Origin of the sequence: Kitasatospora sp. NPDC089913, assembly GCF_044748625.1 — a bacterium.
Taxonomy (GTDB): domain Bacteria; phylum Actinomycetota; class Actinomycetes; order Streptomycetales; family Streptomycetaceae; genus Kitasatospora.
The window spans coordinates 149525-164382 of the sequence record NZ_JBIVGI010000003.1 but is presented as its reverse complement, the minus strand read 5'-3'; the positions used below and the strand labels follow the sequence as shown (position 1 = coordinate 164382).

The 14858-nt window shown below is 73.4% G+C and carries 6 protein-coding genes; all 6 read right to left on the bottom strand.

Going from position 1 to position 14858, the window contains the following annotated elements:
* Nucleotides 1-140: 140 nt before the first annotated feature.
* Nucleotides 141-4433 (bottom strand): discoidin domain-containing protein, encoded by a 4293-nt coding sequence (locus ACIPYS_RS07270; protein ID WP_400744302.1) that lies wholly within the window; start codon nt 4431-4433, stop codon nt 141-143.
* Nucleotides 4434-4783: 350 nt separating this feature from the next.
* Nucleotides 4784-5797 carry a LacI family DNA-binding transcriptional regulator gene (locus ACIPYS_RS07265; protein ID WP_093863774.1) on the bottom strand — a complete coding sequence of 338 codons (1014 nt, stop codon included), beginning with the start codon at nt 5795-5797 and terminating at the stop codon, nt 4784-4786.
* Nucleotides 5798-5957: 160 nt separating this feature from the next.
* Nucleotides 5958-10313 carry a molybdopterin-dependent oxidoreductase gene (locus ACIPYS_RS07260; RefSeq protein ID WP_400744297.1) on the bottom strand — a complete coding sequence of 1452 codons (4356 nt, stop codon included), beginning with the start codon at nt 10311-10313 and terminating at the stop codon, nt 5958-5960.
* Between the two features lie 441 nt (nt 10314-10754).
* Nucleotides 10755-11888: a hypothetical protein gene (locus ACIPYS_RS07255; RefSeq protein WP_400744294.1), complete on the bottom strand. Its 1134-nt coding sequence runs from the start codon at nt 11886-11888 to the stop codon at nt 10755-10757.
* A complete protein-coding gene (locus ACIPYS_RS07250) occupies nt 11885-13213 on the bottom strand; it encodes an MFS transporter (RefSeq protein WP_400744291.1) in 1329 nt (442 codons plus the stop codon). The genes ACIPYS_RS07255 and ACIPYS_RS07250 overlap by 4 nt, the downstream gene beginning before the upstream one ends.
* Complete coding sequence (locus ACIPYS_RS07245; RefSeq protein ID WP_400744288.1) at nt 13213-14559, bottom strand: discoidin domain-containing protein; 1347 nt, start codon at nt 14557-14559, stop codon at nt 13213-13215. Before ACIPYS_RS07245 ends, ACIPYS_RS07250 begins: the two co-directional genes overlap by 1 nt.
* Between the last annotated feature and the right edge of the window lie 299 nt (nt 14560-14858).

Genomic DNA, 14858 nt, shown 5'->3' with positions numbered 1-14858 from the left:
TTGCGGAGGCCGGGAGCGGGCAGAAGGGGGCGGGCAGAAGACCATGCGAGCCGCACGCGGGCAGCCCGGGCAGGGCGGGCGCACCGGGGCGCCCGCCCTGCCCGAACCGTGGACGACGGGTCCTGAACGGGTGACGGGTCCTACGGGTTGACGATGATCCGGAAGCCGGGGGTCGTGTTGCGGATGTCGACCGCGTTGCCGTTCATCGTGAGGTGATTGAACGTCACCTCACCGACCGCCGGGCCCTGCCCGGGCTCGGGCAGCTCATTGGCCCAGACGCCGAAACCGGACTTCGCGTCGAAGGCGTCACCGCTGCGCCGGGCCCCGCTGATCGCGATGTTGGTGAACACCGTGTCGGTGACCGGGTTCTGCGGCTGTCCGCCGCTGTAGTTGGTCTGGAACATGATGCCGCTGTAGGTGGGGTCGACGATGTCCACGTCGCTGACCCGGATCCCCTGCAGCTTCTTGGAGGCCGAGAAGACCCAGATCCCGGGGAAGGTCTGCGCGCCCCAGAAGTGGCCGCCGGCGCGGACGATCGAGATGTTCTGGAGGTTGGTCGGGTCGGTCCCGAAGCCGTTCATCGGGTAGCCGAAGTCCAGCGAGGAGATGGTCACCCCGGCGTAGCAGAGGGTGTCGGCGATGTGGATGTTGCGGAAGGTGTTGGCGTAACCGCCGTACACGGCGATGCCGGCCGCGCGCCAGGTGAGGATGCTGGTGAGGTTCTCGTAGACGTTGTTCTTCTCGTCCGCGCCGCCGGCGTCGATCGCCGAGAACAGCGCGAAGGAGTCGTCGCCGGTCGCCCTGGCCTCGTTGTTGGAGACCAGGTTGTCGGTCGAGCCGTTGGTCATGTTGACGCCGTCGGCGAAGGTGTCGCGGATCCTGGAGTTGGTGATCCGCATCGAGTCCGTGTTGGCGCCCCAGTACAGGCAGACCATGTGCTCGGCCCAGATGTTGTCGATGGTGATCCCGGAGACGTTGGAGAAGTCGAACACCTTGCCCGGGCCGTCGATCCGCGAGGTGTAGTTGCCGAAGTAGGCGAAGCCGGCGAAGGTCGAGCCGTTGGCGCTCGCCTCGGCGCGGAAGCCGATGTCCGTGTTGGACTGGTCGGCCGGGGCCCGGAAGCGGGTGAACCACGGTCCGGCGCCGATCACCTTGACCGGCTTGCCGTACACCTGGAACTTGCTCGCCGTCCGGTAGTCGCCGGCGGGCAGGTAGACGCCGACCAGGGTCCCGGTGGTGTCCATCCGCACCCGGTCCAGGGCGTCCTGGACGTCCTGGTGGCCGAAGCCGGCCGGCACCGCGTACTTCGCCGGGTCCGGGTTCGGCTGCTGCACCGCCTGCTCCAGCCCGACGAAGTCGATCGCGTAGCTGCTGGTGTTGGCGGCGTCCTTCTGCAGCCGGATCTTCGCCCCGGCCGGGACGGTCGTCCCGAGCAGCACGTTCGCCTCGTCGTAGATGTGCCGGGGGCTGCCCGCGGCGGGCGAGTTGCCGGGCGAGGCCTCTGCGCCGTACAGCCAGGCGTACCGGGAGGTGAGGTCGACGGACTTGAGGAAGGTGCCGTCCACGTACACGTCCAGGGTGGCGTCCGTGCCGCCGCCGGAGGCCGAGTCGGGGATGGAGAAGCGGGTGACCAGGGTGTTGGTCGGTGCCTTGGCCGTGAACTCCACCGAGGCGCCGGTGCGGTCCAGCGTCACGGCGCGGCGCCCGGACGCCTCGCCGGCGAGGTCGCCGATGGTGCGGTTGGGCCCGACCACGGCCGCGCCGCCGGCCAGCACGCCGTCCTCGGCCTCGTAGGTGTCGAACGGCAGGTTGGCGCCGCGGCCGACGTAGAGCTGCTGCGTGCTGGTGTTGTTGCCCTGCTTGACGGCCGGCTCGTCGGCATCCGGCGCGATCACCGTCCGCACGGTGTAGCGGCCGTTGCCCGCCGTCCAACTGCCGAGCCGCACCGGGGCGGTGGTGGTGCCCGGGGCGATCACCCCGGTGTACGAGCCGGTCAGGGTCTTCACCACGGCGCCGGTGGCGGCGTCGGTGACGGTCAGCGTGACACCGTGGGCTCCGGCCGCCGAGGCGCTGCTGCCCTGGTTGCGGATCGCCACGGTGAAGTCCACCGGGTTGCCCGCGGCCGGGTTGGACGGCGACCAGGCGACCGGGGCCGCCAGCAGGTCCGAGCCCGGGACGGGGCGGACGGTGAGCGGGGCGGGAGCGGTCCAGCTGTTGTTGGACTCGTCCTGCTCGATCACGGCGTTGGCCTCGTCGGCCTTCGCGGTGAGCGGGTAGCTGCCCGCGGCCTGCGGAGCGGCCTGTACCGAGACGGTGGCGGAGGCGCCGGCGGCCAGTGCCCCGACCTGCGCGGTGCCGGCCTTGGCGGTGCCCAGGTAGAAGGTGACGGCGCTCGGTCCGGCGGGGGCGGGCCCGGCGTTGCGCACGGTCGCCGACAGTGTGACCGGGTCGCTCTCCAGCGGTTCGGCCGGGGCCGCGGTGAGACCGGTGACCACCAGGTCCGGATTCGGCGCGGGCCGCCCGACCACCTGGAACTCGGCGACCTGCCCGGCCGGGGCACCGGAGTTGGCGGTGATCCGCAGCTGGACGTCGGCCACCCTGGCGCTCACGGGGACGGTGACGGTGTTCCCGCCCGGCTGGTCGAAGGTGTAGGACTTCGGCGCCACCAGGGAGGTGAAGGCCGTGGCGCTCTGCTCCCGGCCCAGCACCTCGACGGTCTGGGTCCGGGTGGACCAGGCCGCCGACGGGTCGAGCTTCAGCACGACCGCCTCGGTGTCGGCGTTCGCGCCCAGCGCCACCGTGAGCACGCTCGGGTAGCTGCCGCCGGCCCCCTCCCAGTAGGTGGTGACGTCGTTGTCGTTGGCGTTGGTGGCGACGAAGGTGTGGACGGTGGAGGAGGCGGTGATGGCGCGGCCCGCCGCCAGGTTGGTGCCGCCCGTGCTGCCGGCCCGGGTCACGGTGTTGCTCGCGGCCGAGAGGTTGCCGGCGGCGTCCTTGGCCTTCACGTAGTAGGAGACGGTGGCGCTGTCGGGGCGGCTGTCGGTGTACGACAGCACCGAACCGCCCACGCTGGTCAGCAACTGCCCGTCCGCGTAGAGGTCGTAGCCGGTCACACCGACGTCGTCGGTGGACGCCGACCAGCTCAGCCGGATCTGCCCCGGCCCCGGCCGGGTGTACGCCAGTCCGGTCGGCGCGCTCGGCGCCCGGGTGTCACCGCCCTGGCCGGTGCGGGTGACGGTGTTGCTGTTCGGCGACTGGTTGCCCGCCGCGTCCTTGGCCCGGACGTAGTAGGAGACGGTGGCGCTGTCGGGGCGGCTGTCGGTGTACGACAGCACCGAACCGCCCACGCTGGTCAGCAACTGCCCGTCCGCGTAGAGGTCGTAGCCGGTCACACCGACGTCGTCGGTGGACGCCAGCCAGCTCAGCCGGATCTGCCCCGGCCCCGCCTGGCTGTACGCCAGTCCGGTCGGCGCGCTCGGCGCCCGGGTGTCGCCGCCCTTCGGGCCGTAGACCTCGAAGGAGGCCAACTGTGCGGCGTGCCAGACCGAGTTGGCGGTGACCAGCAGCCGCAGGAACCGGGTGGTCACGGTCGGCAGGTCGACGCCGGCGGTGTTCCCGCCCTGCGGGTCGAAGGTGTAGGACGCCGAGGGCAGCAGGTCGGTGAAGGCGCTGCCGTCGGTCGAGCCCTGGACCTTCAGCGTCTGGGTGCGGCGCTCCCAGCCGACGGGCAGGCCCAGCACCAGCCGGCTCACCGGGACGGCCGCCCCCAGGTCGCCCTGGATCCACTGCGGGAAGGCGTTGTTGGCGCTCTCCCAGTAGCTGGACCGGTCGCCGTCGCCCGCGTTGGCCGCGGGATAGGACGCGGTGGAGCTGCTGGCGGTCAGCGGGCGCCCCCGGAGCAGGTCACTGGAGGCGGTGGCGGTGCCGTAGACCTCGAACTCGGAGATCTGGGCGGCCGGCCAGACGTCGTTGGCCGTCACCTGCACCCGCAGGTAGCGGGCGGTGGTGGCGCCGAAGTCGAGCCGGACGGCGTTGCCGCCGGCCCGGTCGAAGGTCCGCGCGGCGGAGCCGACCACGGTGGCGAAGCCGGTGCCGTCGGTGGAGCCGAGCAGGGTCAGCGTCTCGGTGCGGCTCTCCCAGCCGGCCGGGAGTTCGAGCACGACCTGGTCGACACTGAGCGCGCTGCCCAGGTCGACCTGGATCCACTGCGGCAGCGCGTTGCCGGCACTCTCCCAATAGCTGGACCGGTCACCGTCGTTGACGTTGCGCGCGACGTACGGGCCGTTGGCACTGCTGGCGGTGACCGTGCGGCCGGCCGCGAGGTTGGGGCCGCCCGCCGCGTGGGCGACCGGTGCGACCGGCCCCCCGAGCAGGAGCATCCCCACCGCGACCGACGCTGCCGTCAGTCGTCGGAGGATACGGGTCAGGTGCATGAGTCCCTCTGTCTCTGATCGATACCGGTACCGGTGGACCGGCCGGGCGTGGGCCGGCCGGGGGGCGGGCCGACGGCGTCCTCGGCGGCGGCCCGGGGGCTGTACGGAGCTGGCCGCGTCGAAGAGCCCGACGGGCGCGATCAGAAAAGCGCGATCAGGAAAACGACAAGGTTCTGTCGCACTTTTGCGGTGTGGCATCCAACAGTTACAGCGGGGCTACGGGCATGTCAACGGACCGGGTCACGGTGGGTACACGAAAATGCGGCGGGCACCCGAAGGTGCCCGCCGCTGTCCCGCTCCCGCGCCCGGTCCTGCCCGCTCCCCGCCCGGCTCCCGCCCGGGCCCTCGTGTCAGTCGCGCCCGCGCGCCGGCGCGGTCGACCCCCGCACCACCAGCTCCGGCTCGAACAGCAGCTCGTCGTGGGTGACCCGGACCCCGCCGATCTCCCCGACCAGCAGCTCCACCACGGCCCTGCCCATCGCGTCGATCGGCTGCCGGACGGTGGTCAGCGGCGGATCGGTGCAGGTCATGAAGGAGGAGTCGTCGTAACCGATCACCGAGACGTCGTGCGGCACGGTGAGCCCGGCGCGCCGCACCGCCCGGATCGCGCCGAGGGCGAGCGGGTCGCTCGCGCAGACCACGCCGGTGACCCCGCGGCGCAGCAGTCGGGTGGTCGCGGCCTGCCCGCCCTCCAGGGAGAACAGCGCCCGCTCGACACAGTCGTCCGGCAGCTCCAGGCCGAGCCGCTCGGCGGCGGCCCCGGCCGCGGCCAGCTTGCGCCGGGACGGCACGTGGTCGGCCGGACCGAGCACCAGACCCACCCGCCGGTGCCCCAGCTGCCGCAGGTGCCCGAAGGCCTGCTCGACGGCGACCGCGTCGTCGCAGGAGACCCGGGGGAAGCCGAGGTCGTCGACGGCCGCGTTCAGCAGCACCGTCGGCAGGCTGCGCTCGGCCAGCCGGGCGTAGTGGTCGTGCGGGGCGTCGCCCTGCGCGTAGAGGCCGCCGAAGAAGACCACCCCGGAGACCTGCTGGGCGAGCAGCAGGTCGACGTAGTCCGCCTCCGACACCCCGCCGGCGGTCTGGGTGCAGAGCACCGGGGTGAACCCGTGGCCGGACAGGGCGCCGCCGACGGCCTCGGCGAAGGCGGGGAAGATCGGGTTCTGGAGCTCGGGCAGCACGAGGCCGACCAGCCTGGCCCGCTCCCCGCGCAGCTGGGTGGGCCGCTCGTAGCCGAGCACGTCCAGCGCGGTCAGCACCGCCGCCCGGGTCGCGTCCGAGACGCCGGGCTTGTCGTTGAGCACACGGCTGACCGTCGCCTCGCTCACACCGACCTTCTTGGCCACCTCGGCAAGTCTTCGCGTCATGACGGGGAGTCTAGAGCAGGAACGCAAACGGCTTGCATCATTGTGCAAGACCGTTTACGTCGGAACGCGCGGAACGCGCGGGACACCCAGGACTCCCAGGACCCGCAGGACCCGCAGGACCGTTCCCGTCGGGACGACCGCGAGCGGACGAGGCGGGGGGTCAGTAGACGTCCCGCACGTAGCGCTTGTCGGCGGCCAGTTGCTTGAGGTGCACGGCGGCCTCCTCCTCGCCGAGTCCGCCGTGGGTACGCGCGATCTCGCGCAGGGCACGGTCCACGTCCCTGGCCATCCGGGCCGCGTCGCCGCAGACGTAGAGGTGGGCGCCGTTCCGCAACCAGTCCCAGAGCCCGAGGCCGTGCTCGCGCATCCGGTCCTGGACGTAGACCTTGTTGCGCTGGTCGCGGGAGAAGGCGAGGTCCAGGCGGTCCAGATGGCCCGAGGCCCGGAAGCCGGCCAGCTCCTCGCGGTAGTAGAAGTCCGTCGACTGCCGCTGCTCGCCGAAGAACAGCCAGTTGGGCCCGGTGTGGCCGAGGGCCCGGCGCTCCTCCAGGAAGCCGATGAACGGGGCCACACCGGTGCCCGGACCGATCATGATCATCGGGGTGGCGGGGTCCGCCGGGGGCCGGAAGCTCGCGGTGGGCCGGACGAAGACCGGCACCGGACCGCCGCTCGCGCGGTCGGCGAGGTAGGTGGAGCAGACGCCCTTGCGGATCCGGCCGGCCCCGTTCGGGTGGCGGACCACCGAGACGGTCACCCGGATCTCGTCCGGGTGGACGAGCGGGCTGGAGGAGATCGAGTACAGCCGGGGCTGGAGGGGCTTCAGCACCGCCGCCCAGTCGGCGGCCCCGGCCCGTACGGCCAGCGCGCCGGCCACGTCGACGGCCTGCCGGCCCCAGGTCCACTTGGCCAGCTCCCCGGTGTTGTCCGGCCGCAGCAGCCGCTTGAGGACGCGGTCGCCGGACCGTTCGGCGGCGAAGCGGAGCAGGTCCGGGGTGATCCTGGCGATCTCCAGGTGGCCGCCCAGGGCCTCGGCGAACGGGAGCTCCCCGGCGCCGGGGACGGTGACGGGCGCCTCCGGGTCGAGGCCGGTGACGGCCAGCCACTCGGCCACCAGCTCGGGGCAGTTCCGCGCCCGGACGCCCAGGACGTCGCCGGCCCGGTAGTCCAGGCCGCCGGTACCGCCGAGGCTGTCCCCGGTGCCGAAGGCGAACTGCCGGACCTCCTTGCCGGAGCCGGGCAGGCTGAGCAGCCGGTTGCCGGTCATCCGGGCGCCGAAGGGCGACTCCTTGGAGTACCCGGTCCGGGGCGCGGGGACGGCCGTCGGGGGCAGCGGCGGCACCGCAGCGGCGGGAGCGGCCGGGGTGGTGTGGTCCCCCGGGGCGCCGGGATCGGCGGGAGCGGTGCGGTCCGCCGGGGCGGCCAGCGCGGCCACCACCTGCTCCAACCACCGGTCGGCCGCGTCCTGGTAGTCGGGCTCGCAGTCCGCGCGCGGAGCGATCCTGGTCGCGCCGAGCTCCCCGAGCCGCTGGTCGAGCCGGCGTCCGTGGCCGCAGAAGTCGCTGTAGCTCGAATCACCGAGCGCGAGCACGGCGTAGCGCAGTCCGCCCGCCTCCGGCTGCGCCTCGGCGAGCACCCGCTCCCAGAAGCCGGCACCGTTGTCGGGGGCCTCGCCGTCGCCGAAGGTGCTGGTGATCAGCAGCACCGGCGTGCCGGCCACCAGGGCGCCCGGCCCCGCCTCGTCCATGGCGAGCAGCAGCGGCTGCCAGCCCTCGGCGGCCAGGCGCTCGGCGACCCCGGTGGCTATTCGCTCGGCGGTGCCCGTCTGCGAGGCCCACAGCACGGTCACGGCCCGCACCGGCCCGGCCGCGCCCTCGCCCGTACCGGGACCGGCGTCGGCGCCGACGGCCCCGACCGCTTCCGGACCCTCCGCCGGTCCGGACTCCCCCGCCGGCCACGGTGCACCCGTCGTACCCGGTGCACCTGTCACCCCCGGCGCTCCCGGCGCGAGGCGCGAGTACGCGCCGGCCAGCACACCGTTGACCCACCGCGCCCGCTCGGGGTCGACCGGCGCCTGCGCGGGCAGGACCGGCACCCCGGTGCCCCCGGCCGGAGCGGACGGGACGCCAGCCAGGAAGCCCGCCAGATAGGTGCGTTCGGTGGCCGTCAGCCGCGGTACCTCGACCGAGTCGACGCCCAGCAGCCCGGCCAGTGCCGCGAGCTGCGACGGCACGGGTCCGACCGACGCGGGTTCCCGAGCCGCGACCGGCTCCACCACCGCGACGGACTCGACGGCCGGCGGTGCGGCCGCCTCCGGCGGGACCGGCGCCGCGACCGGACGCAGCGCGACCGCGCAGACCTTCAGCTCCGGCTGGAACGAGACCGGGTCGACCTCGTCACTGGTCACCGCGTTGATGCTGAGGTACTCGCCGAACAGGTCGTTCCAGTGGAACGGCGCGAAGCAGTCGCCCGGCCGCACCCGGTCGCTGACCACCGCCGGCAGCACGGCCCGCCCTCGTCTCGACGCCACCTCCAGCCGGTCGCCGTCCGCCACCCCGAGCGCCTCCGCGTCCTGCGGGTGGATCTCGACGAACGGGCCGGGATCGAGCCGGTTGAGCGCGGCGACCCGGCCGGTCTTGGTGAGGGTGTGCCACTGGTGCTGCAGACGGCCGGTATTGAGGCAGAACGGGTAGTCCTGGTCCGGCAGTTCGGCGGGCGGCAGGTGCGGCCGGGCGAAGAACACCGCCCGGCCGGACGGAGTGGGGAAGGCCAGCCTCGGCCGGCTTCCGTCCGGCCGCTCCAGCAGCGTCTGGCTGACCCCGTCGTTGAGGTACCGGACCGGGTTGCGGTCCGGCCCGTCGGGATCAGCGCACGGCCACTGCACGGGGCTGTCCCGCAGCCGGGCGTAGCTCACGCCGCGCAGGTCCCAGCCGGTCTTCGGGTTCCAGGCCCGCTTGATCTCCTCGAACACCTCCTCCGCGCTCGCGTAGTCGAAGCCCTCGGCGAAGCCCATCTCGCAGGCCACCCGGGCGATGATGCGCCAGTCCGGCAGTGCCCCGCCGGCCGGGTCGGCGGCCGGCCGGGCCAGGGTGAGGCCGCGCTCGGAGTTGACCAGCACCCCCTCCGTCTCGGCCCACAGGGCGGCGGGCAGCACCACATCGGCGTAGGCGTTCGTCTCGGTGTCGGCGAACACGTCCTGGGTGATGACGAGTTCGGCGGCCTCCAGCCCGGCGATGACGGTCTTGCGGTTGCCGACGGAGGCGACCGGATTGGTGCAGATGATCCAGCAGGCCTTGATCTCCCCCGCGGCCATCTGCGAGAACATCTCGACGGTGCCCCGGCCGACCTCGGTGCGCAGCGTGCCGGGCGGCAGGCCCCAGAGCTCCTCGGTGAACGCCCGTTCCGCCGGGTCCAGCACCGAGCGCTGCCCGGGCAGGCCGGGCCCCATGTAGCCCATCTCCCGGCCGCCCATCGCGTTGGGCTGGCCGGTGAGGGAGAACGGTCCGCTGCCGGGGCGGCAGATCGCTCCGGTGGCCAGGTGCAGGTTGACCAGGGCGTTGGTGTTCCAGGTACCGTGGGTGGACTGGTTGAGCCCCATGGTCCAGCAGCTCGTCCACTCCGCCGCCGAGCCGATCAGCCGGGCGGCGGCGCGGATGTCCTCCTCGGCGAGTCCGGTGGTCCGGGCGACCTCGGCGGGCGGGTAGTCGGCCAGGAAGCCGGGCATCTGCTCCCAGCCCTCGGTGAACTCCTCGATGAAGGCCGGGTCGGTGTCGCCGTTCTCGACCAGCAGGTGCAGCAGTCCGTTGAGCAGCGCCAGGTCCGTACCGGGCCGGATCCTGAGGAAGAGGTCGGCCTTGTCGGCGGTCGCGGTGCGCCGGGGATCGACGACGATCAGCTTGGCGCCGGCCTTCTTGACCCGGTCCATCATCCGCAGGAAGAGGATCGGGTGGCAGTCGGCCATGTTGGAGCCGATCACCAGGAAGACGTCCGCCCGGTCGAGGTCCCGGTAGGAGCCGGGCGGGCCGTCCGCGCCCAGCGACAGCTTGTAGCCGCTGCCCGCGCTGGCCATGCACAGCCGCGAGTTGGACTCGATCCGGCTGGTCCGGACGAAGCCCTTGGCGAGCTTGTTGGCCAGGTACTGGGCCTCCAGCGTCATCTGGCCGGAGACGTAGAAGGCCACCGCGTCCGGCCCGTGCTCGTCGAGCACCGCCCGCAGCCGGCGCGCGGTCGCGCTGATCGCCGCGTCCACGTCCTCCGCCACCGGTTCGGCTCCACGCTCGGCCCGCACCAGCGCGGTGGTCAGCCGCCCGGGCGCGGCGAGCATGTCCGCGGTGGTGGCGCCCTTGGTGCAGAGCCGGCCGGCGTTGACGGGGTGGTCGCGGTCCCCGGAGGACTTCACCACGGTGCGCCGGCCCGTCGCCCCGTCGACGGCCACGTCGAGCAGCATGCCGCAGCCGACACCGCAGTACGAGCAGACGGTGCGAACACGCTCGACGGGGTTCGGGTCCGGTACCGTCACCACGGCTCCCTCTCAGGTAGCGATCTCCGGCCTCGGTCCTGCCGGTCCGTGCCGTCCGACGGTGGGAGGCCCACCACCGGCACCGTAGGAACACGGCGTTAACACGAGATCACGAACCCGGACGCCGTGCGTAAACCCCGCCGCACGGCCGGCACCCCACCCCGGTGAGTCCGGGGCCGGCCGCACCGCCCGCCGGAGCTGCCGGACGTGCCCGACCCCCGCGGACCCGCCCGGCCGGCCGACCGGCCGGCCGCCTCCGCACAGTGACACGGCGGGCGGTCCGTTGCCAAGACGCCGCCGCGCCCGGACCCGCCGGGCGGCGGGGACGGGCGCGGGGACGGACGCGGGAACGGACGCGGGCGCTGGGGGTGGGGACAGGCGCGGGCGCCGGGGGTGGGCGCGGCAGCGAGCGGGGGTGGGCCCCGGGGACCGGCGGGCCGGTCAGTGCGACACCGGTGACGGCGGCGCCACGGTGACCGGGGAGGACGCGCCGGGGAGCAGGAGACTCGGCGTCCCGCTGCCGTCGGCGGGCGTGGACCAGACGTCGGTGGCCTTGCTCCCGTGGGCCGGAAGCGCGTAGGCGAGAGTGCTGTCGTCGAGCCACGCGGCCTGGTCGTCGACACTCCGGGTCTCGGCGAGCGGGTGCTCACGGAGGTCGGCCAGGTCGAGGACGTAGAGGCGCCAGGGGGCGACCGGGTCGGCGGAGACCTTCTTCTTGAAGGCGATCCGGGTCCCGTCCGGCGAGAGCGAGGGGCACTCGACGTTCTCCCGCAGGGTGCGGGCCGACCAGGCCTTGAGGTCGCCCTCGACCAGGTGGGTGCGGCCGCCCGTCGACACCGTGGCGTAGAAGCGGTTGTCGTCGGCCGCGAAGTTGACACCCCAGTAGTTGACGTCGGCGGCGTGGTAGCGGGTGTCGCCGATCGTCAGGGGGATCTCCTCCACGGACTTGATCAGATAACCGGTGCGCAGGTCCAGGATCGAGGTGCGGGTCGAGAACCGGCCGGCGGCGTAGGAGTCGCCGACGGCGAAGGTGGTCCAGGACAGCACCTGGCCGGAGGGCGACACCCGGGCGCGGTTGGGGATTCCGGGGACGGTCACCCTCCGGAGCTCGGTGAACCGCCGGTCGTAGACCACCGCCTCGGTGCGGGCCGGGGTGCCCGGCAGGGCCCGCAGGCACAGCGCCCGCTCCCCCGCCGCGTAGAACCGGGCGCAGGACGGACCGTCCGCCGTGCCGCCCGGGCTGCGGGCGACCCGGCCGGTGGCGAGGTCACGGTAGTAGAGGCCGGGCTCCTCCAGAGTGAACGAGGCTTCTGCCGCGACGAGTTGCGGCCCGCCGCCGCGTTGCCGGGCGTGCAGCACATAGCCGGTCGAGCCGCCCACGAGGACGAGGAGGGCGAGGATCAGCAGGAGCGGGCGCGACGTGAGCGACCGGAGCGTTGCCGGGCCGCGCGTCGGCGGTTCGGGCTGCATCGGGTCCGGCGCGTCCGGTGTCGAATCCGGGTCCGTCGGGCCCGGCTCGTCCGGTGTCGGGTCCGGCTCCGTCGGGTGCGAGGTCGTCGTCGGGTGTGTCGTCATCGGGCCTTCCTCCCGGGCAGGATCCGCCAGGCGGCGGTGAGGGCGGCGGCCAGGGCGAGGGCGGCCGCGGCCAGGGCCGGGCGCGGCCCCCACCACGTCCAGGCCGCGCCGAAGCCGGCGGCGCCGACCAGGCGGGCCAGTGCCTGGCCGGTCTGCAGGACGGCGAGCCCGCTCGCCCGGCCCCTGGCCGGCAGCGCGGGCGCGGCCAGGGCCATCAGCACGCCGTCGGTGGCGGCGTAGAAGACACCGAGGAGGACCAGGACCAGCACGGCGACCACCGGTCCGGCCGGGGCCAGCAGGGTGAGGTAGGCCGCGAGCAGGGCACCGTGGCCGAGCAGGAACGGGATCCGCCGCCCGCTCCGGTCCGCGAGCCGCCCGGCCGGGACGGCGAGCAGCAGGTAGCAGGCGGCCGAGCCGAGCGGCAGCAGGGGGAAGAGCGCTGCCGGGAGGTCGAGGCCTCGCTGGAGCAGCAGGTAGAGGAAGGAGTCGCCGATGGTGGCGGCGCCGAGGAGGGCAGCGGCCACGACCACCCGCCGGAAGGCGGGGTCGGCGAGCACGCGTGCCGTGGTCCGGGCGGGCTCCGCGGGCACCGCGGTCCGGGCGGGCTCCGCCGACGTGGTGGTCGGCGTCGGCGGTGGTGTCGGCGACGGCGTCGGCTTCGGCTTCGGCTTCGGCAGCCGACCCGGCGCCCCCGGATCGGCGGGGACGAACAGCCTCAGCACCACCACGCCGAGCAGCCCGGTGGCGAAGCTGACCACGAACACCGCGTCGTAGGCGTCGGCCGTCGCCCACAGGACGAGGAACGCGACCAGCGGACCGAGCAGCGCCCCGGTGGTGTCCATCGCCCGGTGCACGCCGAACGCCCGGCCGAGCGCCTCCGGCGGCGCGCTGAGCGTGATCATCGCGTCCCGGGGGGCGGTGCGCACGCCCTTGCCGAGCCGGTCGGCGGCCATCGCGGCGGCGATCCCGCCGGCCGCACCGCCCGCCAGCAGCAGGCCGAGCCGGGAGAGGGCCGAGAGCAGGTAGCCCGCCCCGGCGACGGTCCGGTGGCGGCCGCCGCCGCGGTCGGCGAGCCGCCCGCCGAGCAGCCGCACCAGTGCCGTGGCGCCGTTGAAGAGTCCGTCGAAGAAGCCGAACTGGAGGGGTGACAGGCCGAGACCCAGCACCAGGTAGAGCGGCAGCACGGCGGTGACCATCTCCGAGGAGATGTCGGTGACCAGGCTGACCGCGCCGAGCGCGACGACCGTACCGGGGACGCGCCGCCCCACCCCGACGGGGCGGGGCGGTGCGTCCGAACGGCGGCCGGTGGTGGCCAGGTACATCATCAGTGGCAGCTGTAGTTCGGGCTGGTGTCCTTGGCCTTGCCGTCCGTGCCGATGTAGCTCCAGCCGTACCCGGAATCGGTGAAGTCGAGCTTCAGCACCCCGTACTCGCCGCTGATCCGCTTCTGGCTGTTCGGCTGGATCTGCTCGATCGGGTAGGGCTCGGCGCCGCCCATCCCGCCGACGATCTCGACGATCCCGTCCGCGGTGGCCTTGCCGTCCGGGTCCTGCGGGGCGAACCGCTCGTAGTGGTGGTCGTGCCCGTTGAGCACCAGATCGGCCTTGGCGTCGTAGAGGATCCGCCAGACCGGCCGGGAGACCGGGTCGTTGCCGTGCCCGCCGGAGGAGTACAGCGGGTGGTGCCAGTAGGCGGCGACGCACTTCTTGCCGTTCGCCGCGAGGTCGGCCTTCAGCCAGTCGATCTGGGCGCTCTGGTCGAAGGCGTTGGAGTCGAGGGCGACGAAGTGCCAGTTGCCCTCGTCGAAGCTGTACCAGCTCTTGCCCTGCGGATAGGCGATGCTGCCGAAGTAGGACTTGTAGCCGACGAGGGAGCCGGCCGGGTCGTAGGTCTCGTGGTTGCCGGGCACGGGGTGGGTCTTCGCCTTGAACGCGCCCCAGGTCTTGTCGTAGTAGGCCTTGAAGTCGGCCAACCTGGCGTCGTCGTACTGGTTGTCACCCATCGTCAGGTAGAACTTCGGGTCGAGCCGCTGGGCGAGGGCCGCGGTCTTCGGGTGCGCGCAGGCGCTGTCCGAGGCGGTGCACTGCGCGGCGATGTCGCCCGCCGCGACGACGGTGAAGGCCCCGCCCGGCGCGGTCGTCCCGGTCGGGGACGGTCCGGTGGGCGTGGGCGTCGGCGTGGTCCCGGTGGTCCCGTAGACCTCCATCTCGAGCAGCGAGTAGCCGTAGGACGTGCCGCGCGCCGTCCCGTACATCCGGACGTAGCGGCCCTTCCCGCTCAGGCCGGTCCACTCGTCCGTCCCGCCGTTGCCCGCCTTCTCCTCGGCCAGCTGGGTCCAGGTCGAGCCGTCGGCGGACACCTCCAGACGGTACGCCTTCGCGTAGGCGGCCTCCCAGGACAGCTTGATCCGCGTGACGGTGGCGTTCGCCCCGAGGTCGACCCGCAGCCACTGCGGGTCCTTCCCCTCCACGCTCGCCCACCGGGTACCGGTGTTGCCGTCGAACGCCTTGCCCGCCGCGTACGACGAGCTCTCCGTGGACGAGGCCGTGGCGGCCTTGCCCCGCGAGAGCAGCGGATCCGCCGCCGCTCCCGCCCGCCCGGACCAGCCGAGCAGTAGTCCGGCCACCAGCACGAGCACGGCGGCGAACACTCCGATGTGTACAGGCCTCACTGAGACTTCGGGACGCATCCCTGGACTCCCTGACCTCGATTGACGGCGAGAGCTGGACTCCGGCGCAGCCCGTGCACGGGCTGCGCCGGCAGAGCGGCGGCCCGCACCACCGCGGCGGCCGGGTCAGAGCTCTCGCTGAGCACGTCACGCCCCGGAGGTGCGGGCGCCGCGCCAAGCCGCCGTCGGGGAGCCTAGTGGTAAGTAAAGTTTACTGACAATACCTGACGCGCACCGAACTGCCGTGCGGGCAACCGGCCGTGCGCCGACCGACCGCCGGCACCGGTCCGGAATAATACCCC